The sequence below is a fragment of the Bacteroides sp. BFG-606 genome (assembly GCF_024788145.1).
GTDB lineage: Bacteria > Bacteroidota > Bacteroidia > Bacteroidales > Bacteroidaceae > Bacteroides > Bacteroides vicugnae.
Window position 1 is genome coordinate 2,868,966 of record NZ_JANUIL010000001.1, and the last position, 21,611, is coordinate 2,890,576.

Consider the following 21,611-nt stretch of genomic DNA (forward strand, 5'->3'; position numbering starts at 1 on the left):
AACTTCCGCCCACGTGTCAGATGTAGTTATCCCACGTGTTAGGGAAGTTTAGCCCGGGTGTTAATAAGCGGCAGTTAGTTGCCGGCGTTTGTTTTCAGTTGCTCATTCATGGCAGCGGCAGCTTTACGGCCATCACCCATCGCCAGAATTACAGTAGCTCCGCCGCGAACGATGTCGCCACCTGCGTAAATCATCGGGATAGAAGATTCCATGTTGTCATTTACTGCGATAGTTCCTTTTCGTCCTAATTCCAGTCCTTTGATAGAGCTTGGAACAATCGGGTTAGGAGATACCCCAACGCTGACAATGGCCAGGTCTATATCGATTGTTTCTGTTGCTCCCGGGATAGCTATAGGGCTACGACGTCCGGAAGCATCCGGTTCTCCTAATTCCATCTTTTGCAGAATAACCTGTTTTACGCAACCTTGTTCATCAGCAATATATTCGATAGGATTATGCAGAGTGAGGAATTCAACTCCTTCTTCTTTGGCATGTTTTACTTCTTCGATACGTGCCGGCATTTCTTCTTCCGAACGACGATAGATAATAATAGCACGTTCAGCGCCAAGACGTTTTGCTGTACGGACAGAGTCCATAGCTGTGTTACCACCACCGATTACTGCCACATTCTTACCGAAAGCTACCGGAGTGTCCGAATCTTCGCTGGCGGCATCCATTAAATTGACACGGGTGAGGTATTCATTTGAAGACATGATATTGATGGAGTTCTCTCCCGGGATATTCATAAAGTTTGGCAGTCCGGCACCGGAAGCCACGAATATTCCTTTGAAACCTTCCGCTTTCAAGTCTTCTACACCGATAGTCTTTCCTACAATACAGTCTTTGATGAAGTTTACGCCCATCTTGCCAAGATTGTCGATTTCTACATCTACAATCTTGTTTGGCAAACGGAATTCGGGAATACCGTATTTCAATACACCTCCAATTTCATGCAACGCTTCGAATACAGTTACATCATATCCATATTTAGCCATGTCTCCGGCAAATGCCAATCCTGCAGGTCCTGAACCGATAACTGCTATTTTGATACCATTTTTTTCTGCAATGACAGGTACGGAGATTTGTCCGCTTTCGCGTTCATAATCAGCTGCAAAACGTTCCAGATAACCGATAGCTACCGGCTTTTCATTCATTTTCAGATGAATACATTTTGATTCGCACTGTTTCTCTTGCGGGCACACACGACCGCAAACAGCCGGAAGCGCACTTGTTTCTTTCAATGTTTTGGCAGCTTCGAGGAATTCGCCGCGTTCGATATTCTTAATGAAGCGGGGAATATCAATGCCTACCGGGCAGCCTTCCATACATCCCGGATTAGCACAATCGAGACAACGTTTGGCTTCTGTAACAGCCTGTTCTGCTGTTAATCCTTGATTAACTTCCTCTTTACGGCTATGTGAACGGTATTCAGCATCGAGTTCATTCATCTCTACACGAGGAATGGCTGTACGTTCTTTGGGTTTCATGGATTTACGTAACTCCTGCCTCCAAGCAGCATTACGACTTTTTTCATCGATTTCTTTGGTTGCTTCACATTCCGATTCCAGCTTATGCATTTCTTCGCGTTCGATATTCTTGAACGCACCCATACGTTTCAGCATTTCGTCGAAATTCACCTGGTGACCGTCGAATTCCGGACCGTCTACACAAACGAACTTTGTTTTTCCTCCCACAGTGATACGGCAAGCACCGCACATACCAGTTCCGTCCACCATGATCGTATTTAGCGAAACATCTGTCGGAATTTCATATTTTTTAGTCAGCAAGCAAACAAATTTCATCATGATGGCAGGGCCGATAGCGAAACATTTGTCTACTTTCTCACGTTTGATAACTTCTTCTACACCTTCTGTCACCAGACCTTTACGACCGTAAGAACCGTCGTCCGTCATGATAATTACTTCGTCAGAGCTTTCACGCATTTCTTTTTCCAAGATGATAAGGTCTTTATTGCGTCCAGCCAATACGGTGATAACACGGTTGCCGGCAGCCTTCAAAGCCTGTACGATAGGAAGCATCGGAGCCACACCTACACCACCACCAGCGCAGACTACTGTTCCGAATTTCTCTATATGGGTAGCTTGTCCGAGTGGGCCTACTACGTCAGTAATAGATTCGCCTTCATTCAGCTCGCAGAGACGGGTAGAAGAAAGCCCGACTTCCTGTACTACCAGAGTAATGGTGCCCTTTTTCAGGTCGGAACCTGCGATAGTCAATGGCATACGTTCTCCTTTTTCGCCTACACGTACGATGACGAAGTGTCCGGCCTTACGAGATTTAGCAATTAAAGGAGCTTCAATTTCAAATTTGAATACTTTTTCAGAAAAGCGTTCCTTGCTAATGATTTTGTTCATTATCTAATTAATTTGTTGTTTTTATTACGTAACTGCTATCAGAATGATATAAATTTTGGCAAAGATACAGCTAATTTACGAAATATAAAAGAAAAGCCACTCTTTTGATGAGTGGCTCTTTATATACGGTACTTTTATTAGTCTGTCATGTCAAATATTAGTCTATCATGTCAAAGCCGCAATATGGAACCAATGCTTTCGGAATTCTGATACCTTCCGGAGTTTGGTTGTTTTCAAGTAGGGCGGCAACGATACGTGGCAATGCTAATGCTGAACCGTTTAATGTATGGCAGAGCTCGGTTTTCTTTTCTGCATTACGGTAACGGCATTTCAGACGATTGGCTTGGTAGGTATCGAAATTGGATACGGAACTTACTTCCAACCAACGTTTCTGTGCCTCTGAATATACTTCGAAGTCGAAGCAAAGGGCAGCGGTGAAGCTCATATCACCACCACAGAGGCGGAGGATACGATACGGAAGTTCCAGTTTTTGCAACAGACCTTCTACGTGGTCGAGCATTTCCTGATGAGATTGTTTGGAGTGTTCCGGTTTATCAATACGAACCAATTCTACTTTGGAGAATTCGTGCAGACGATTCAGTCCGCGTACATCTTTACCATAGGAACCAGCTTCACGACGGAAACATTGTGTATAGGCGCAATTCATGATTGGCAACTGTTTTTCTTCCAAAATCACATCACGGTAGATGTTGGTTACAGGCACTTCTGCTGTCGGGATCAGATATAAATCATCTACTTCGCAATGATACATTTGTCCTTCTTTGTCAGGAAGCTGTCCTGTGCCATAACCGGAAGCAGCGTTAACTACTGTCGGTGGCATGATTTCAGTATATCCGGATTTGCGTGCCTCGTCCAGGAAGAAGTTGATAAGAGCGCGTTGAAGTTGTGCGCCTTTACCTTTATATACAGGGAAACCTGCACCTGTGATTTTTACACCCAGGTCGAAGTCTATTAAATCATATTTCTTAGCCAGTTCCCAGTGAGGAAGTGCATCTTTAGGAAGTTCAGTTTCCATACCTCCCATTTTTTCCACTACGTTATCTTCAGCGCCTGCACCTTCGGGCACACTGTCGTAAGGAATGTTAGGAATGGTATAAAGTACATTCTGCATATCTGTTGCAGCCTGTGTCATGGTGGCGTCTAATACTTTGTTACCTTCTTTTAGTTCGGCAACGCGGGCACGTGCGGTTTCAGCTTCCTCTTTCTTGCCTTCTTTCATCAGTTGACCGATGGTGCGTGAAAGCGAGTTAACCTCTGCCAGATTCTTATCTAATTCATTTTGTGTGCTACGTCTCTTGTCGTTAAGAGCGATCACTTGATCGATCGTTTCCTTTGCATTTTTGAAATGCTTCTTTTCCAGTCCGCGGAGTACCGCCTCTGTGTTTTCTGTAATTTGTTTAATGGTAAGCATATCTATACTTTTTATGAACTTTCTTATTTAAGGCTACAAAGATAAAGAAAAAACGAATAATCAAGCAAATATATGTGTTATATATAATATATATGATATGTCTATGATATATATATAATACATGTATTGAGCTGTATAATAAACATATATGCAGTGAATGATATATATGTCTCTTTTAGAGTAATATATAAAACTCTGGTTGTATAAAAAGAAAGGAGATGTAATCCATTGGATTACATCTCCTTCTCTTAAATATTTTCAGTTGTGCAATTATGCCTCAGTAGCAGGAACAACAGAAACATATCTTCTGTCTTCTTTGCCTACTTTGAAGCTAACTGTACCATCTACTAAAGCGAAAAGAGTGTGGTCTTTACCCATTCCGATGTTTTCACCCGGGTGGAATTCAGTACCTCTTTGACGAACGATGATGTTACCTGCTTTGCAAGCTTCGCCACCAAATATCTTAACGCCTAATCTTTTACTTTGTGATTCGCGGCCGTTCTTAGAACTACCGACACCTTTCTTATGTGCCATTTCTTCTTACTTTTTAATTGATTAAGCTACTACTTCTGTAATTGTTAATTCAGTGAACTGTTGACGGTGACCGTTCAGTTTTCTGTGTCCTTTTCTTCTTTTCTTGTGGAAAACAAGAACTTTGTCGCCTTTAACCAAGTTTGAAACAACCTGGCAAACAACTTTAGCGCCTTCTACGGTAGGAGCACCTACTGTTACATTTCCGTCTTTGTCTACCAAAAGAACTTTTTCAAATTCTACTGTTGAACCGTTTTCTGCACCTTCGATGTGGTGAACGAACAACTTTTGACCAGCTTCTGCTTTAAATTGCTGACCGTTAATTTCTACAATTGCGTACATCTTATATATAAATGTATAAGTTAGCTCCGGCGGGTGGTCTTTAATCACTTAAAGAACTCTTTATCGAACCCGTTGCGGAATAATCGGGCACAAAAGTACTATTTTTATTCGTTCCCGACAAATATTTCTTTTATTTTTTATAGGAGATAAAATGATTACGGCAAATAAATGAGCGTTTTAGCTCTCATTGTAGCCTATTGGACTAATTCTCCTAAATTCTGCATAATGATTTTGTGTGGATAAACACGAAGTTCTTCTGCTGTTGTCATTCCGTTCAGCACACCTGCAAAATCGACTCCTGCATTCTGCGCTGTTTCGGCATCTACGGTGCTATCTCCAATATATAATGTTTCTTCGGGGCTACTTCCCAGATGTTCTAATGCAAATTTAACTCCTTCCGGCGAAGGTTTCGGTGCTTTTACATCTTCTCCTCCCACTACTATATTAAGAAAATCCTTAGGCAGATATTCTTCCAGATAACTCAATATCCGGAAACGATACTTGGTAGAGATAATTCCGACGCGGGCACCCCGTTTCTTCAATTCTTTCAGCGTAGACAATGTGTCGGGGAAAAGACGGGTATTTACATTCATGTGTACATCAGCTTCCAGTCTGTACTCCTGCCGGAAGGCCTCCAGCTGTGCCGGGTCGGTAATTCCGGTAAGGATACTGAATGATTCTTCTAATGTTTTGCCGATTGTACGCTTGATAGCTTCATCAGTAACGGTCAAATACTGATGCCGGGTAAGCACAATTCTGAAACACTTAACGATACCACGCGACGAATCGGCTAGTGTGTAGTCGAAATCGAATAAATAGGTTTTGTAGTTCATTGGGGAAAACTTTTCCGCAAAAGTACTAAATACTTTTCTTATTTCACAGCTTCTACTGTGTATCCTTGTCTTTTTAGTAAGTTTAATAATCCTTTTTCTCCGGGGAGGTGCAGGGCGCCTACTGCGACAAAAGTCGGGGCAGCCTTCATGATTGCCGGTAGTTTTTCAGCCCATGCTTTATTACGGTTGTAAATCATAGCATCTTCTTCGCCGGGAAGTGCGTCACATTGATCGCCTTTACGCTCTTCGCTGATTTTAAGCATAGTGTTCAGATCTTGGCTCATGTAGGCGTTTGTGAGCCTTTTCAGGTTTTCTACTTCAGTCTCTATATGGTTAAGAGTGCACATCAATAGTTGTGCTTGCCGTTGTAGTGAACTGCCATTGAAAAGCAGGTTGAATTGGAATTCTGCAGTTTCCAGTCCGTCCACCTTTTTTCCGTTTTGGATGGCTTGGCTCTGAAAGAATGTGTCGAGTTGCTCTTGCGGGTTGAATTTCCCTATATGTTTTACGTAAGCCATCACCACTACATTATTTAATAAGAAGGCAGGCTTTAGCTTCGGAGCCATATTTAAATCTACCATCAGGTTTTCTTTGCAGAATTTATTAGCAGTCTCAAAGTCTTTCGGAGAAAGGAGAGAGTTCAGCGTGGTATCACTTTCAATCATCATTGCCTTTTGCATCTTTCCCATGGTGGCGGGCGATTTCATTTCCGACATTTTCATCTCTCCATATACTTGTTGGGTTTCATTCATAGCCTTTTTAAGTCCGGCAATGCTGTCCATGATGCTGAACGGTGCCAGATGGTGAGTGCCTATGATGTAGGACGGTTGGTTCAGTCCGTTGCCGGACACTTTCCATAAAAGCTGTGCATTGGCGCTGAATGCCACGCAAATAAATAGAACTGCTCCGATGAATGATTTCATAATTTTATATCATTAGAAGTTGATAATTAACGTATCCTGCCGCCGCTTATCCAGTGTTTGCTATAATAGTTCTCGTTCAAGTTGCTGACGATCACTCCTTTACTGGTGCTGGAATGGATAAACTTTCCGTTTTTGAGGTAAATGCCTACATGAGCTACTTTATTTTTTGAACGGCTGCTGGTGAAGAATACCAAGTCTCCTTCCCGGAGATTCCGCTTGGCGACTTTATTACTTTCTTTTTTCAGATCTTCCGTGTTACGCGGCACTTGGGTGCGGTATACCTTACGGTACACTTGATAAACTAATCCCGAACAGTCGGCTCCTCGTTTCGAATCACCTCCACCACGATAGGGAACCCCTATCCAGTCGGCTGCTTCCAGATAGAGCTTATGGTTATCCTCCATATTGATATCTACCCCCAACAATATAGAAGCCCGCGCCAATGCTTGATAATCCAGCCGGGGCGCGGAAGTGCGGCAGGAACTAAGGCTGGCAACCAGTCCTAATAAAAGGACGAATTGCAGGAAGTATCTTTTCTTTCTATCAGGTTTCTTTATACTAGACTTATGGGTATCAGACTTTTCTGTTATATATCTCATCATAATTAGTTTATGCAATAATTTTGGTAAGGATGAATACTTACCATTCATTATTTTATCATTCCCTATTTACCGTTTACTCTTCTTCTACATTAAAATAATCCTCCAGTTCTTTCTCTGCGGAGTTGTCCTCGTTGATAATATCCCGGATGATGACACCGTGTTCCAATAAAGCGATCCTCGGACATATATCTACGGTATGATTGAGGTTGTGACTGGATATAATAACCGTAGCTTGATGCTCCTCATTATATTTCTTGAGCAGATGTTTGATGATAGACTGAGAACTTGGATCGAGGAAGTTGAACGGTTCGTCCAGTATCAGTAATTGCGGGTAATGAAGCATGGCAGAAATAATTCCGATCTTTTGCTTATTACCTGCGGAGTAGTTGCGGATTAGCTTCTTGTGCCCGATCACTTCTCCACTCATAAAACGTTCGAAAGGAATCAGACGTTCGTCCACTTCTTCTTTCTTTAGTCCGTACATCTTTCCGATGAAATAGAAATATTCTTCCGGAGTGAGATAATCAATCAGAAAACCATCGTCAATGAAAGCACCGGTAATGCTTTTCCAGTCTTCGCTTTGGCTGACATCAATATCATTAATAATCACCTTACCATCGTCTGCTTTTAGCAGATCCAGCATGATTCGGAAGAGAGTTGTTTTACCGGCACCGTTGTTTCCCACCAATCCGAGCATATCGCCTTGATTGATTTCGTAGTGTTCTATGTCTACGGCAATCTTCTCACCGAAATTCTTTTTAAGTTTGTCAATGATAATCATGATCTTCAATGTTTATATGGTTAATGATTCATGAGCGTTTATTGGCGGCTGTCTCTGAAGCCTTCCATGTTTTCGTATCGCCGTTTCATGAAACGATGATATACATTTTTAATCCATAAAGGAGAAGTCAGGGTAAATCCGAGACCGACAACTAACAGAATTATGTAAGTGATTGTTTCACCTAAAAATGCATTTAATAGACTGTATAAGATGAGAGGCACACCGAAAGCAGCGAAATTAACCACCATCTGTATAGCGCTATTCGTTTGCCGGCTTGCCACTTTCTCGTTTAAGGGTACCGTCTGTTTGTTGTAGACAGCCAGTTGGAAAAAACAGAAATAAATAAAGCCGATGGTATAGAAAAACCAGGCGAAGGCGCCCAGTAAAGTGAGTTTATTCATGATGATGGCGGGAATCATGAGTATGAAAGGTATGATTTCACCAATACTGTATGTGTAATATTTGGCTTTCAGCAGACTCATAATTGATTCTTTACGAGACATCAGGCCATCAATGTAATTGCCTTCGAAGGACATAATCTGTGAAAGGATAATCATTCCGAATACGGCAAAGTTGTATACACAGATGAAGGAAGTCATGAAATTGCCGTCGTAGACACTGGAAAAGCTAAGTGCAACGGAGAAAGCCACCACTACAATAGCGATATTGCGTAATGCACCTTTACAGCGGCGGTTACGTAAAAGCATTTTCAGTTCCAATCTCATATATTCGCCAACTTCCCCGTAGCGTTCGAAGAATTTATATTCGGAGACATGCTTAATCTGACTATCTTCTACTTTTGCCAGCTCTGCATAGATAAGTCCGGACATGATCTTGCGGTTAACCAGCCATAAAATGGCAATCACAAGTATGGTGCCGAGAAAATATAGAATGTTGCCCTGTATATATCCGTCTCCCAGATCCATGAAGAAATAGAATAGGGGGCTATCTTCGGGAATGAAAAGAAGGCAGCCTATTCCACCGTAGAAAGCGATAGGTAATAGAATCCACCAAATACGTTCGTTGATAAGAGTGCGGCAAAGCAAGTACCAGTAATTATTGGCAATAATCAATAGCAAGATACCGATAAGATAGGTGATGACACCGGAGATACCGAAAAACTTGGTAATAGTGATGAAGGAAAAAGGGACAAACAGAAACAACCAGAACAGGTTGAACAGACTTAGTCCCGAGCGGATTAGTAAAAAGTCGATGACACGAATTCGTTTAACCGGCAGCAGGAGGTAAGGTTTTACCTCCTGTGTCGGTGTTTTTTGAAACGGAACACGCAACAGAAAGTCCAGTGCCAGGATAAAGATCAGAACCACTGCGTTCATCACATGATATGGTTCCCGGTTGGGAACCATATCAGAAAATCCGAACGCGAACGTCGTACCGAAGAATATCAGGTAACCGGCCCAGAATGCGCCCATGACATAACCGAGTATTTTAGCAACTTTGTTCTTTTCATACATCGGATGCCGTTTGGCGGCAAGCCTTCCATGTTTGCGTAATTCGTTGAATATCATCATTCAGTAGATATACTAGAGAATTTTTATTTGTTTTCTTCCGGCACGGTCATGATGACTTGAATTTCGTTGTTCTGTTTCAGCAAATTGGCGAGGAAGTCTTGCACTTCTTTCGCTGTGATGCTGTTGACCAACTTTTCATAGTCTTTGGTATTATCCACACCCGTGTAGAGGTATTCGTCCATATTATTAAGCCAGTAGCCGTTTTCTTTCTGGGCGTCTTTATACTTCTTCAGCATATATTCTTTGATCTTCTGCATGTGCTCGGCAGACGGACCTTCTTTTGCCATTTTGTGAAGTTGTTCTACAACAACAGCAGACAGTTTATCTTTCTTGGCAGGGTCAGTTTGGAATACAATCTGAAGAACAAGTTCCTCTTTCGGGTATTTACCAAGGCTTCCGTTACAGCTTACACCGTATGTACCTCCTTCTTTTTCACGGATTTCAGCAGTGTAAACCAAATCCAGAGCCTGATCTAAGAAGCTAAGCAGGACATTGTTGCGCAAGTCATATTTGCAAGTGCCGCTATAAAGGAACATGATGGTAGCCATTGGAGTTTCCTGTGCCTTTGCAAATACATTTTTGATCTCTCCCTTGCGGATATCCATCTTGTTATCTTTGAAAGTCTCTTTACGGTTGATAGATGGCAGACCTCCCAGATATTTGGCGATTAACGGTTTCATTGTAGCCAAGTCTACGTTTCCTACCAGGAAGAAAGTAAAATCACTAGCATCTTTGTAGCGGTCTTTGTACATTTCAAGAATACGGTCATAGTCGATCTGGTCTACCATGTTTTCCTTCATTCTGATGGCACGCGGATGGTGACCGTATAGTACACTTGTAACTGTGTCACTGAAAGCAGTCATCGGATTAGCGTCCGCATTTTGAAGTTCGGCTTTCAAACGGTTCTTGTAAGATTCGAATGCTTCATTATCCTTACGCGGAGATGTGAAAGTCAGATAAGTAAGCTGCATCATTGTCTCAAAGTCTTTCGGAGCACAACTACCGGAAACAGTTTCCGTAGTGTTGCCGATACCCGCACCTACGTTTGCACGTTTGCCGGCTAAAGCTTTACCCAGATCCACTTTGCTGAAATTACCGATTCCACCTACCAGAGCTACTCCGTTTAATTGAGAGATATTGATAATTTCTTCGTTCGGGAATACGCTGGTACCACCGAAGCTTACACCTTTCATTACAATCTGGTCAGCCTTGAAATCAGTAGGCTTCACATATACAGTTACGCCGTTGGAAAGCACCAACTTAGTCGTACCATAAATATCACCAGCTTTTTCAGAAACAATCTTGCCACCTTTAATATCTTCAGAGATCAGCGGTTCGTTAGAAACTTTATCTTCATAAGGTTTCAGATCGAATGACTTCATTTGTTTCAATAAAGCAGCAATTTCTTCTTTAGTAGGATATTTAGCGCTTTCTTTTTCCGGACCGGCCAGTAAAACCACCTGATTGTTGTCAGTGATTAGTTGTTGCATCACCTGATTGACAGCTTCTACAGGGATATTCGGAGCCAGTTTGTTTACCAGTGTATATTCAACTTCGATTCCCGGAATCGGTTCTTTTTCAAGGAAATTGTTAACGTATTCGTTGACGTAAGAACTACTTTTAGTCTTTTCGCGTTCGTTGTAAGCAGATTCTACGGCTTGTAGATAGTTGGCGCGTGCGCGTTCATATTCTGATGCGGTAAATCCGAAGCGGCGTGCACGTTCAGCTTCTTCCAAAACTGTTTTCATTGCTAAATCGATGCCGTCTATTTTGCTGCTTGCATCAAGTGCGAGTGCTTCTTTAGTCTTGGCAAGGAAATAGTTTCCATATTCTGCGCTTGCACTAGTGAAAGGAGGATTAGCAGTTTGGCGGAGTTCGTTCAAACGGTTGTTCAGCATATTCATAGCCATGCTGACCATATACTGGGTAGCATAATAAGCAATGGTGTTTTTCAAAGAATCCGGTGTAGCGTCTTGTTTGAAGAAGATGTTTACATAAGGATTCTTCACTTCCTTGTCTGTGCCGATATAGATAAGCGGTTCCTGATTATCTGCCACTGGATAGTAGATACGTTCGGCCGGGTTTACCGGAGCTTTTACATCTGCGAATACCTTTTTCAGTTTGGCTTCAATTTCATCTACATTGATATCACCTACAATAACGATTCCTTGCAAGTCCGGACGATACCATTTCGCATAATAATCGCGGATATCCTGATAAGGGAAGTTGTTGATAACATCAATGCTTCCGATAGGCATACAGTCTGAATATTTAGAATCCGGATATAGAGTAGACTGTGCATCAGTCATGATGCGAAGCATACCACTGTTGCGGCTTCTCCATTCTTCGCGGATAACACCACGTTCTTTGTCAATTTCCTTGTCGGCAAGGTTGATAGCATTCGACCAGTCATGAAGGATCAGCAGACAAGAGTCTACCACGTTTATATTTTCAGTCGGTACGTTGCTGATGTTGTACACCGTCTGGTCGACACTGGTATATGCATTCAGGTTCGTGCCGAATTTGATACCTTTTGTTTCGCACCAGGGCACGATGCCAAGTCCGGTTTCATCACCCGGGAAGTGCTTTGTGCCATTAAAAGCCATGTGCTCCAGAAAGTGAGCCAGACCACGTTGTTGCGGTTCCTCAAGAATAGAACCTACTTTCTGGGCGATGTAGAATTCAACTCGTTTTTCGGGAAGGGCATTGTGGCGAATGTAATAGGTAAGCCCGTTGTCTAGTTTACCGATGCGGACATTCTTGTCTACAGGTAACTCTTGCATGGGTTGTGCAAGTACGAGCTGGAAATTGCAGCATATAAAAAGGACTGCAATAAATAATCCACGTAATAAATGTTTCATGTTCTATTTAGTTTAAATAAATATTTCTGTGTTATTTGTCGTTGTGTTTGGTTGTAAATCACAAATAGACAGGGAAAAGAGTTATTTTATAGCTTCCCGTATCTTGACTAGCTTAGTTAACAGTCCTTCCAGGAGGTCTAACTTTAGCATATTGGCACCATCGCTTTTTGCCACGGCAGGGTTTTCATGCGTTTCGATGAATATTCCGTCGGCACCTACGGCGATACCTGCTTTGGCGACAGTTTCTATCAACTGCGGCATTCCTCCCGTTACCCCACTGGTCTGGTTGGGTTGCTGCAAGGAGTGAGTGACATCCAGAATCACCGGATAGCCGAATGTTTGCATTTCGGGGATACCACGATAGTCCACAACAAGATCCTGATAGCCGAAAGTTGTTCCGCGTTCGGTAAGCATCACATTCTTGTTTCCGGCTTCCACCACTTTGTCGGCAGCAAACTGCATTGCCAGCGGTGAAAGGAACTGTCCTTTCTTGATGTTAATCGTTTTTCCGGTTTTGGCTGCGGCAACCAACAAGTCGGTCTGGCGACAAAGAAAAGCCGGGATTTGAAGTATGTCCACGTATTCGGCTGCCATTGCAGCTTCATCTGCGGTATGGATATCGGTTACGGTAGGGACTCCGAAAGTCTCATGTACTTTTCTCAATACTTTGAGTGCTTTCTCATCGCCAATGCCGGTAAACGAATCCAGACGTGAGCGGTTTGCCTTGCGGTAAGAACCTTTGAATACATAAGGAATTTGCAGTGCTTCGGTGATCTTTACTACTCGTTCGGCAATGCGCATTGCCATTTCTTCACCTTCTATCACACACGGACCGGCCAACAGGAAAAAGTTGCCGGTGGGGTTGTTCTTAAGTTCTATCATACTTAACTACTATTATAAGTTTATTTTCAGGCACGGATTACGCGGATTACACGGTTCTTGCAGATACTGTAAATTACACTGTTCTTGCCAATTCGGTTATATTAAGAAAACCGTGTAATCCGCGTAATCCGTGCCTAATTATATTTAATTTGGAATAATAAGCGTTGTCTTTTCCGGGAGCACGCCTACTTCTAAAGGAAAATGTTTAGGCAACAAACGCCCGTCCAAATCCACCGCTGCATTCTGTGCCCGGAGTACCTTTACTTTTCTCGTCCGGTAGCTTTTCACCACTTTGTGATTCAGGATTCTTCCTTGAATCAGCATCCATAGCCCGGAAATAATTTGCAGGAATTCCGGGCGGTAGATTACAGATACATCCAGCCATCCGTTGTATGGAACGGCACTGGGAGTTTGTCCCCATCCCCAGGCACTGCCTATGCATACGGTCATGATGCGTCCGCGGATATGTTCATCATTGATGCGGAGATGCATTCTGTAGAGTTTTCGTTCGAAGATGAGGGAGAACAGGGCGGCAACGTATGAAAGGAACTTCACACCCCAGAAACGTTTGGTCTGATCGGTGATTTTGACGATTCGTGCTCCCAGTCCGATATTAACGGCATTGAGGAAATAGCGACGCTGGTGTTCGTTTCCGTCGTAGAAGTTGCAGTAGCCTACGTCTATTTTCTTCAACCGATGATTGATGATACAGTCGACAGCCGGCTTGTATTCGGTGCTAAGTCCCCAATATTTGGCGAAGTCATTTCCGATACCGTTCGGAATCATGCCGAGGGCGATGTTCTCTTTGTCTTCGGCATCGGATAGCATAATGCCATTGATGGCATCGTTCAATGCCCCATCACCTCCCACAATGACAATCGTGCGATAACCATTGTTGGCCAAAATTTTAGCGAGACGCTCTACCGAACCGAAACCTTCGGATTGTACATAGTCATAGTCTACACCTTTACTGTCCATGTACTCCTTAATTTCTTTCCAGCGCTTCTTTACCTTTCGGGTACCAGCTTTTGGGTTGTAAATCACTCCCCATTTCTTCGGTTCTACACTCATATTTGTATATCTATCCTATTGTGTATTAAAAATCGCACTATAATAACTGCCAAAGATACTAATTCCCTTGCAGTTTCTCTTTTACAAAAGCTATCTTTTCTTCCATTGGTAACTCTGCATTCATCCAATGGATCGTAAATCCTCTTCTTTCCATGCCACGGAACCAGGTCATTTGTCGCTTGGCAAACTGATGGATGGCTATCTCCAAACCGTTGAACATTTCTTCATAAGTCAGTTTGCCTATGACGTACAATGTCAGGTATTTGTATTCCAGTCCATAGTAGATGAGATCGTCCGGTGCAATTCCCTGTTCGATCAATCGTCTTACCTCGTCCACCATTCCTTCATCCAATCGTTGTTTTAATCGGCGGGTGATCTTTTCACGGCGCAGTTCCCGGTCAATATCCACTCCGATGATGAGGCTGTTCAGTTCCGGAAATTCCCTTTCGGGAACCGGATGGGCTGCATAATACTCTTCAATTTCTATTGCACGTATCGCCCGTTTCACGGTATCCACGTCGGTGGAGTTATGCAAAGCCTTGTATTGACTTAATATTTCCGTCAACTCTTCCAGCGAATGATTTGCCAAACGGTTGCGTAATTCCGGATTTTCCGGTACGGGCATCAGTTTATATCCTTTCAACACGGATTCCAGATACATACCTGTCCCTCCACATAAAACGGGAAGACAGCCTTTTTGTTTGATGCTTTCGTAAGAATTCAGGAAATCACGTTGATATTCAAACACATTGTATTTGTATCCGGGGTCTGCAATGTCAATCAGATGATAGGGGATTGTACGTCCGTTTACGGTATAGTCGGCCAAATCTTTTCCTGTACCGAGATCCATTCCTCTATATATCTGACGGGAATCGGCACTGATAATTTCTGTGTTGAGTTCATAGGCCAAGGCAGCGGCAAAGGGAGTTTTACCCGAGGCTGTAGGTCCGAGTATGGCGATTAAATCATAGTCCGGCATAGCTTCATTCTTTTATATCTGCAAAATTACGAAATATTTTTAACCTGTTTGGTATTCAATCGCTTTTTTATCAAGATAAATAAGAGAGTAGGGAAGGTTAATTTGTATTTTAACCTCTAATTGCTGGTATTCAATCTAATGATGATGAAGCGTGTGAGAATAACGCATAGATACGGGTAAAGTAGCTTGAAGATACTGGCATTGTTCAGCTAAAGTGCCTTTAGTTCAAAATCATTTTCACATTTATCTGTTGCTTATTGCCTGTATGATCCGGCATGCCTTTCCATTTTTATCCACACCTTCTATGGTTATATCTTCCGGTGCAGTGCTGTCCGGAGTATAGTATTCGATGATTGCTTTTCCATTAGCATCCAGTTGTAGGGTAGGATTCCAATAGATTGTACTTCGTAAATCCGAGCGTTGGTCATTCTTCTTTTCGGGCGTATCATAAGTAGGATGATAGAACTCGACCGAGTCGCTGTACCCCAGTGGAGTACACGTGATAATGCCCTGTGCCGGTCTTGCCGGGATATCTTTACCGTCTTTCAGCGTAATAACGATAGCACCTGCCGAACCGCGGGAGCCTAAGATTGCTGCATCGGCACCGCGGAGAAGGCTCAAACTCGACATATCACTGGTTTGTATCATGGTCAAGATGTCGTTATCGTCTTCATATACCACGTCGTCAACGACAATGACAGGTTGCTCGGGATTGTTGCGGATATGTATTTCATTTCCATTTGTCACGCTAATGCCCGGAAGTCTGGTGACTGCATCGAAAGCTGTTTGTGCACCGAATCCTTCCAATCTGTCCCCTTCGATCGTGTAGGTGTTGATACCTCCTGTGTAAATACTTTCTGAACTGGCCTTTTTACGACTTCCAGTGACTACCACTTCTTTCAGATTGTACACTCTCATTCCACCTTCCATGTAATATTGGTCGCGGGTATTGAGCAAATAATCTTCCATAAACGTTGCTGTTCCATCATGGAAAGGAGACTTGTGTGAAGTTGCCGGGTATTGAGGAGTGTCAATCACAATGTCTACTCCGGCAAATCCTCTTTTGGTACGTGCCTGAACAAGGAAAGTCGTGCTATCTCTGAAAGATGTGTTCACGATAAACTCTCCTTTTTCGTCTGTGGTGGTAGTGGCGATGATGTTCTGTTTGGGAGCCAGAATACAAATAGGTCCTTTCTTAACGTTACCTCCAAAGAAGCCTTTGATACGTCCGCTGATAGTTTGCCCCTTTTCCATATAGTTGGTGAGGTTCATTGAAGGTGCAGTCAGTACATTCCGGATATGGTGTCTGCGCCATCCGTGCGTCATCATCAGGAAGTCTACCGTGCGGAGAGTCCGGAGGTCTTGCTGCAGAAAATAATATCCGGGATTTTCTACATATCCTTTTAAGTCGGAGGTTAATAGAAGATTCGATACGATATTGTCAGCAAGCGAATCCGGACGGATACTCTTTCTGTCGGTAATGCTGACGGAGAAACTACCTTCTACCGGAGTGCCGTTATCATCTTTTGCTGAAATTTGCAGGGATACCTTTTCTCTTTTTCCGTATGTTGGCTTATCTGCAAGAATTTGCCATTGATGCGGATTCCGGTCGGGTACGAAAACCAGGCGTTCGCTAAGTGCGTTGCCCTGTTGGTCGATCAGCATGAAATGGGTGATGCCTGCGTTGAATAAACTGTCGTTCATTCTTCCAAAAGTCCTGTCGACACTGATTGGCTGCAGGATGATCAGCTTTCCGCGAGTATGTGCAATCAAGAATAACTTTTGAGGCCACTGGGTAGCTTCTGTTTTCTGGATTTCGTAACGGATTTCCTTTTTATAATGTGTCATGGAAAGTGTGATTCCTTTTTCTTCTACAGCCGGGAGGTCGAATCGTTTACTGATACCGTCACCGGATTTGGCAATCACATAATAAGAGTTCCCTATAGTCGGATTCAGTGTGAAAACTCCCATGCCGTCATGCTCTGAGCGGAAGACTGTTAATGTGTCTCCGTTGGCATCGAACAGGCAGCCTTCTATTTCTGTGGAAAAGCCGTCCGATCCTTGAGCCTTGAAAGCTATATTCTGATGAGCAACGGCCAGGAGAGCTCCCCCTTCCGGGAAGAACTTAACGTCAAAGTCTTTTGTAAACGAAGGCAGGTAGAAAGTCTTTTTATAGATATATTGGGGATCATCGAATTCTACTTCAATGTGGCGTGTGGCAATAGGCTTCAGATCCGGCAGGGAAATAGAAATCATCCCATTCTCGTCTGTCTTTCTTTTACCTTTATCTTTTATCTTTCCATTTTCAAAGTAGTGGTAGCGGATAGCAGTATTTCCGAAAGCCTCTTGGACATTGCTGGTAAATCTTACCTTGGCTGTATAATGTGATTCGTCTTCTTGCTGATACTCAATATTCGAGACAATCGTGTTATCAATCGAGTTACCGATTTTCAGATTGCGTGAATAAAAGAATTCCGGTTCCTGATTAAGCATCCAGTTACTATATCCCCGCAAATAATAATCACCTGCCGGGAGAGTGGGAGGGAGGGTGAAAGCATTATGAAAACCCAATGAATCTCTACGAATCTTCTTACGTTCTACGATAGAGTCGCAACGGTTGACAAGCTCTGTAATGATGAAGTTGCTTTGTGTATTATCTTGATGTGTAACAGAGTTTACCAGATATCCCTTGAACCATATTTTTTCTCCTGCCCCATAAAATGGCTTGTCCAGATGCAGGTACAGCTTTTCCTGTGGGACTTTTTCCAGCAGATTAAAATACGCAATGATTGTATCTTGTCCGTTTTGCCCCGACAATGGAGCAAAACAGAACAGCATTCCGAAAAAGAAAGCTATTGAAACCCTATTAATCGAAAATGTAGTTATGCTTTTCATATATTATACGTCTTTGTGAAAACTTTGTTTTAGCGAGTCTTTTCCATCTACGCCTTATGCATCCATATGGAAAGCACTTTTCTTTTCACTGCCACTATATTGATAACCGATACGGCAATGAATAATACAATGCCCATGCTGATTGCTGCCCATAATGATCCGGTTTCCAGTTGTGGGAATAGCAAGCGGATGCTGTCTATATAATAACTGCGTAACCAGGAGACTAATCCGATGGATAATACAAGCACGATAACGTTCAATCCTACCGTGAGCAACTGATAAGGCAATGCTACCTTGTTGGGACTGTATCCGATTAGTAATAGACTTTCCAGCTTGGTCGTATTCTTTTGTAAGAGCAGGAAGATGCTCAACATCAGTATATAGAATGAAAGGATACTGATAAATAAACCCACTCCCAATACAATACCTACGATAAGACGGAGGAAATAAGTTGTTTTTCCGGCATCCAGCTTGCCGTCTTCCGTTTCATATCCTTTCTTCTGAAAATAACTGGCGATGGCGGAATCTGCCGGATTGCTAACCTCGATAATCAATCGTGCCGGTTGGGCTTCTGCATTCGGTGCAAAATTCTCATTAGCCCATTTCATAAAAGACTGGGGGACAAGAATCGTATTCAGGCGATTGGAGAAGCCGACAATGTTTCCTTTGTACTGTTCCACCCGTCCGTTGCCACGCATCATAATATCCATTTGAATCAGACTCATCAATCCTTCCGATAGTTTGGGAAGGCTTCGGCTTTGCGCAAAACCGAAGTTGTAAAGATTCAGATAGTTGCGGGGAATGATAATGGGTATGGTATGTGTAGATTCATCGAAATGCCATTTATCGAGTTTGATGTCGACAAACTCATCGGGAACAGACTCAAAAAACATATCTGTGGAAAGATGGATACCGGCTTCCTTCATTCCTAATCCTGCCGAAACTTTGAATTGGGAAGGAGTGAAAGCTCCTATTGTTTTGGTAAACGGTTGCTTTTTCAGATCCGCAATTTCTTCGGCAGAGAATGTATTACTCTTTCCCGCAAAAGAACCGAGAGCGCTGATTTTCTTTGTAGCTATGATGAAATCCTTTTTCATAAAGCTGTCTCCTTCGGTGAATACCGGAATGACATCTTTATAAAACTGTACGCTAAGCAATACAATCATCATGCCGAATAGGTTGGCTAAAAAGAAACCGGCTAATTGACCGATACTGATATGTTGGCGAAGGAGTTTCCAGACAAGAGTTGGCATTTTATTTACGATTTTACAATTTACGATTTGAAATGATGCTGTGAAAAGAGATTGTTTATTACCTGCTACCTATTATTAACCAGCTTATTACAGTTGAAGTGTATGGTTGTAAGGCAACTCGATATGTTTACCGATGGAAGTGGCGATCACTCCGGCTCCTTGTGCCTTTGCTTCGGCAATGATAAGTTCACCCATGATGCGGCTGTTATCATCATCCAGGTGGCTGATCGGTTCATCCAGAAATAAAAAGTCGAACGGCTGGCAGAGCGCCCGGATAAAGGCGACGCGCTGTTGCTGTCCGAAAGATAGCTTACCGGCTTTCACATTTATTTTATCTGCGATCCCCAGTTGTTCGAAGAATGATAAGATTTCTTTTTTCTTTTTGCATCCGGTGAGGTTATTCTTCAATTGTACATTTTCAAGAGCGGTCAGTTCGGTGAAGATGCGTAAATCCTGAAAAAGCATACTTAGTGAATGCTTTCGCAGGTCGACCCATTGCTTCACGGAGTATGCTTTGATATTGGTTTCATCGAAATTAATAATCCCCTGATAGTCGTTGCGGTAACCATAGATGTAGCTGCACAACGAAGATTTGCCGGTGCCGGAAGCCGCTTCAATCAGATACATCTCTCCTTTCCGGAAGAAAAGATCCTGATGCCATACGTCCGAAGTCACCGAATTACGGTCAGCAAACACTTGGGGAAGTGTTTGCTGTAGGTGAATACTATTCATACCGTTTGTTTATACATTTATTACATGCCGGCAAATTGCTTGGCAAAGTCTACAATTTGTTTGAGGGCATTTACATCCTTGTCTTTCAGGCAAAGGTCGATCTCGCTGATTTCTCCTTCCGAACTCATAGACAGGTAAGAAACCTTGTTGGCCAGTTCGATATATGTCTTAGCTTCCTGTCCTCCGAAACCTGCCACCATTTTAACTATAGGCAAATCAAGAATTGCTTCGGCATTGATTGCTATAAATAAGCTCTTTCCTTTCATATCCGATGCATAAGGAGTATCTTTGACTGATTTGTCGGCAGCTTTACCTACGTTTTTGTAAAGTAACTCATCATTGGTTGCATACATTTGTTTATCCTTGATGCCGAAGAATATATTCATGCCTCTTGTCTTGTAGACGTATTCGTCTTTGCCAAGTTGTATGATGTCTTCTCCTTTTTTTAGTCCCAATGATTGCTTGTTCTTGTAAATAGTTTCAAGTGCATTGCCGTTCTTGACGTCAGCATACATCATGAAAGTAGGGGCACTGCTCATGGTAACATTGATTAACCCTGCTGAAATATCACCATTGAACGAGCTGAACAACTCTTTTACTTCGTCTGCCTTAGCGATAGATACAGTGTTGCGGAATTCCTTGTTTTCACTCAACAGGTTATACAGTTCGCCTCCTTTTACACCTACGTTGAAGAACATCAGGGTAGAAGCCGGGAAGTATTTAACGAAAGTATTGTTCGCTTTTCCAACAGATTCCATTTGTTTTTTCAGGAGAGCTTTCACTGCTTCGTTTTCAGTATAGTTTTCTGTTTTGAGGGCAATCTTGCCTTTTTCAAAGTTCAGTCCTCCTATCAGAGTGATGTCTTCCGCTTTCACTTCGGTAGGTAATCCCATGGTTATCTGATCGCGGTAGGTTGAAGGGATAGCTGTCATGGAAGCGAAGAAGTTAATATCACTTTTCTGTTTTTCCATTTTCAGGAAAGCTCCTGATTTCACGATACTATTGCTTGCTGTCTGTTTCAACAAATTAGTAATGGCTTCTTTGGCTTTATCAGTTTGAGTCGTTCCGCTTACGTTAACTACCAGTACAGTAGAATTATTGAAAGCGAGCAAACCGCCGTTCATCGTTGTAAAACTGTAACCGTCAGCTTCACCTACCGGTTGGCAGATTTGTTCTTTTGCCATCACGTCGAGTGAAGCATGCAACTTATCTTCATTGTTCACTTTACCTATAACGGTGGGATAAGGGAAAGAAGATGAAGAGAATACATAGAATGGAGATTCAACATCGATTCCCGATTCGCCCGGATTCTTCATAACCTTTTCCAGTTGTTGGAATGTGGCGGCATTCATTCCACTTTTCAGTGCTTCCAGTACTTTTTGTTTAGCAGCTTCATTCTCTTTATCATCCAATCCTGCTTTGCTTGCGAGGGATTTGAGGTTGATAGAGGCAACTACCGAAGCGTCAGCCGGTATCACATTTGTATATTCCGATGTCTTGGAACATGCTGCCAGGAAAACAATCAGTACTGCCAGTACCGAGAGTCGTGAAATCGTTTTCTTTGCCATACTTATGTTATTTAAAAGT

Annotated in this window: 17 protein-coding genes; all 17 read right to left on the reverse strand. The window is 42.7% G+C overall.

The features are described from left to right. Positions 1-74: 74 nt before the first annotated feature. The 17 genes from NXV01_RS10175 to NXV01_RS10255 all read right to left on the reverse strand — a co-directional run bounded on the left by NXV01_RS10175 (position 75) and on the right by NXV01_RS10255 (position 21,592). Entirely contained in the window at positions 75-2,375 is a 2,301-nt protein-coding gene (locus tag NXV01_RS10175; RefSeq protein WP_148364340.1) for a bifunctional dihydroorotate dehydrogenase B NAD binding subunit/NADPH-dependent glutamate synthase, read from the reverse strand. A gap of 157 nt (positions 2,376-2,532) precedes the next feature. Further along, positions 2,533-3,807, reverse strand: coding sequence for a serine--tRNA ligase (gene serS, locus NXV01_RS10180; protein WP_259022299.1), 1,275 nt, complete (start codon positions 3,805-3,807; stop codon positions 2,533-2,535). 270 nt (positions 3,808-4,077) lie between these two features. Next, on the reverse strand, positions 4,078-4,341 hold the full coding sequence (gene rpmA / locus NXV01_RS10185; RefSeq protein WP_004301792.1) for a 50S ribosomal protein L27: 264 nt from the start codon (positions 4,339-4,341) through the stop codon (positions 4,078-4,080). Positions 4,342-4,362: 21 nt separating this feature from the next. After that, entirely contained in the window at positions 4,363-4,680 is a 318-nt protein-coding gene (gene rplU, locus NXV01_RS10190; protein ID WP_004316691.1) for a 50S ribosomal protein L21, read from the reverse strand. Between the two features lie 194 nt (positions 4,681-4,874). After that, on the reverse strand, positions 4,875-5,513 hold the full coding sequence (locus tag NXV01_RS10195) for an HAD-IA family hydrolase (RefSeq protein ID WP_259022300.1): 639 nt from the start codon (positions 5,511-5,513) through the stop codon (positions 4,875-4,877). A gap of 38 nt (positions 5,514-5,551) precedes the next feature. After that, positions 5,552-6,436: a TraB/GumN family protein gene (locus tag NXV01_RS10200; RefSeq protein WP_259022301.1), complete on the reverse strand. Its 885-nt coding sequence runs from the start codon at positions 6,434-6,436 to the stop codon at positions 5,552-5,554. Between the two features lie 26 nt (positions 6,437-6,462). Further along, positions 6,463-7,086 carry a C40 family peptidase gene (locus tag NXV01_RS10205; protein WP_081353369.1) on the reverse strand — a complete coding sequence of 208 codons (624 nt, stop codon included), beginning with the start codon at positions 7,084-7,086 and terminating at the stop codon, positions 6,463-6,465. 25 nt (positions 7,087-7,111) lie between these two features. Then, the gene (locus tag NXV01_RS10210) at positions 7,112-7,819 is read right to left on the reverse strand and encodes an ABC transporter ATP-binding protein (RefSeq protein ID WP_259022302.1); all 708 of its coding nucleotides are present in this window, start codon (positions 7,817-7,819) and stop codon (positions 7,112-7,114) included. A gap of 38 nt (positions 7,820-7,857) precedes the next feature. Further along, positions 7,858-9,351: a DUF5687 family protein gene (locus NXV01_RS10215; protein ID WP_074637929.1), complete on the reverse strand. Its 1,494-nt coding sequence runs from the start codon at positions 9,349-9,351 to the stop codon at positions 7,858-7,860. Positions 9,352-9,374: 23 nt separating this feature from the next. Beyond that, positions 9,375-12,212: a pitrilysin family protein gene (locus NXV01_RS10220; RefSeq protein WP_259022304.1), complete on the reverse strand. Its 2,838-nt coding sequence runs from the start codon at positions 12,210-12,212 to the stop codon at positions 9,375-9,377. Positions 12,213-12,293: 81 nt separating this feature from the next. After that, positions 12,294-13,094, reverse strand: coding sequence for a 3-deoxy-8-phosphooctulonate synthase (gene kdsA, locus NXV01_RS10225; RefSeq protein WP_074558494.1), 801 nt, complete (start codon positions 13,092-13,094; stop codon positions 12,294-12,296). A gap of 144 nt (positions 13,095-13,238) precedes the next feature. Then, a complete protein-coding gene (locus tag NXV01_RS10230; protein ID WP_004301802.1) occupies positions 13,239-14,165 on the reverse strand; it encodes a diacylglycerol kinase family protein in 927 nt (308 codons plus the stop codon). Positions 14,166-14,223: 58 nt separating this feature from the next. Continuing rightward, positions 14,224-15,144: a tRNA (adenosine(37)-N6)-dimethylallyltransferase MiaA gene (gene miaA, locus NXV01_RS10235; RefSeq protein ID WP_148364343.1), complete on the reverse strand. Its 921-nt coding sequence runs from the start codon at positions 15,142-15,144 to the stop codon at positions 14,224-14,226. Between the two features lie 243 nt (positions 15,145-15,387). Beyond that, a complete protein-coding gene (locus NXV01_RS10240; RefSeq protein WP_217721577.1) occupies positions 15,388-18,039 on the reverse strand; it encodes a TonB-dependent receptor plug domain-containing protein in 2,652 nt (883 codons plus the stop codon). Between the two features lie 47 nt (positions 18,040-18,086). Further along, positions 18,087-19,292: an ABC transporter permease gene (locus NXV01_RS10245; protein WP_217721578.1), complete on the reverse strand. Its 1,206-nt coding sequence runs from the start codon at positions 19,290-19,292 to the stop codon at positions 18,087-18,089. A gap of 87 nt (positions 19,293-19,379) precedes the next feature. Further along, positions 19,380-20,024, reverse strand: a complete 645-nt coding sequence (locus NXV01_RS10250) for an ATP-binding cassette domain-containing protein (protein WP_148364346.1) — start codon at positions 20,022-20,024, stop codon at positions 19,380-19,382. Positions 20,025-20,044: 20 nt separating this feature from the next. Beyond that, positions 20,045-21,592, reverse strand: coding sequence for a DUF4836 family protein (locus tag NXV01_RS10255; RefSeq protein ID WP_258979638.1), 1,548 nt, complete (start codon positions 21,590-21,592; stop codon positions 20,045-20,047). Between the last annotated feature and the right edge of the window lie 19 nt (positions 21,593-21,611).

What these genes read in the sequence shown, in the direction of transcription:
- NXV01_RS10230 (WP_004301802.1), bottom strand. Translation starts at nt 14,165, where the DNA reads ATGAGTGTAGAACCGAAGAAATGGGGAGTGATTTACAACCCAAAAGCT.
- NXV01_RS10255 (WP_258979638.1), bottom strand. Translation starts at nt 21,592, where the DNA reads ATGGCAAAGAAAACGATTTCACGACTCTCGGTACTGGCAGTACTGATT.
- miaA (WP_148364343.1), bottom strand. Translation starts at nt 15,144, where the DNA reads ATGCCGGACTATGATTTAATCGCCATACTCGGACCTACAGCCTCGGGT.
- NXV01_RS10250 (WP_148364346.1), bottom strand. Translation starts at nt 20,024, where the DNA reads ATGAATAGTATTCACCTACAGCAAACACTTCCCCAAGTGTTTGCTGAC.
- rplU (WP_004316691.1), bottom strand. Translation starts at nt 4,680, where the DNA reads ATGTACGCAATTGTAGAAATTAACGGTCAGCAATTTAAAGCAGAAGCT.
- kdsA (WP_074558494.1), bottom strand. Translation starts at nt 13,094, where the DNA reads ATGATAGAACTTAAGAACAACCCCACCGGCAACTTTTTCCTGTTGGCC.
- NXV01_RS10245 (WP_217721578.1), bottom strand. Translation starts at nt 19,292, where the DNA reads ATGCCAACTCTTGTCTGGAAACTCCTTCGCCAACATATCAGTATCGGT.
- rpmA (WP_004301792.1), bottom strand. Translation starts at nt 4,341, where the DNA reads ATGGCACATAAGAAAGGTGTCGGTAGTTCTAAGAACGGCCGCGAATCA.
- NXV01_RS10215 (WP_074637929.1), bottom strand. Translation starts at nt 9,351, where the DNA reads ATGATGATATTCAACGAATTACGCAAACATGGAAGGCTTGCCGCCAAA.
- NXV01_RS10195 (WP_259022300.1), bottom strand. Translation starts at nt 5,513, where the DNA reads ATGAACTACAAAACCTATTTATTCGATTTCGACTACACACTAGCCGAT.
- NXV01_RS10200 (WP_259022301.1), bottom strand. Translation starts at nt 6,436, where the DNA reads ATGAAATCATTCATCGGAGCAGTTCTATTTATTTGCGTGGCATTCAGC.
- NXV01_RS10175 (WP_148364340.1), bottom strand. Translation starts at nt 2,375, where the DNA reads ATGAACAAAATCATTAGCAAGGAACGCTTTTCTGAAAAAGTATTCAAA.
- NXV01_RS10240 (WP_217721577.1), bottom strand. Translation starts at nt 18,039, where the DNA reads ATGAAAAGCATAACTACATTTTCGATTAATAGGGTTTCAATAGCTTTC.
- NXV01_RS10220 (WP_259022304.1), bottom strand. Translation starts at nt 12,212, where the DNA reads ATGAAACATTTATTACGTGGATTATTTATTGCAGTCCTTTTTATATGC.
- serS (WP_259022299.1), bottom strand. Translation starts at nt 3,807, where the DNA reads ATGCTTACCATTAAACAAATTACAGAAAACACAGAGGCGGTACTCCGC.
- NXV01_RS10205 (WP_081353369.1), bottom strand. Translation starts at nt 7,086, where the DNA reads ATGAATGGTAAGTATTCATCCTTACCAAAATTATTGCATAAACTAATT.
- NXV01_RS10210 (WP_259022302.1), bottom strand. Translation starts at nt 7,819, where the DNA reads ATGATTATCATTGACAAACTTAAAAAGAATTTCGGTGAGAAGATTGCC.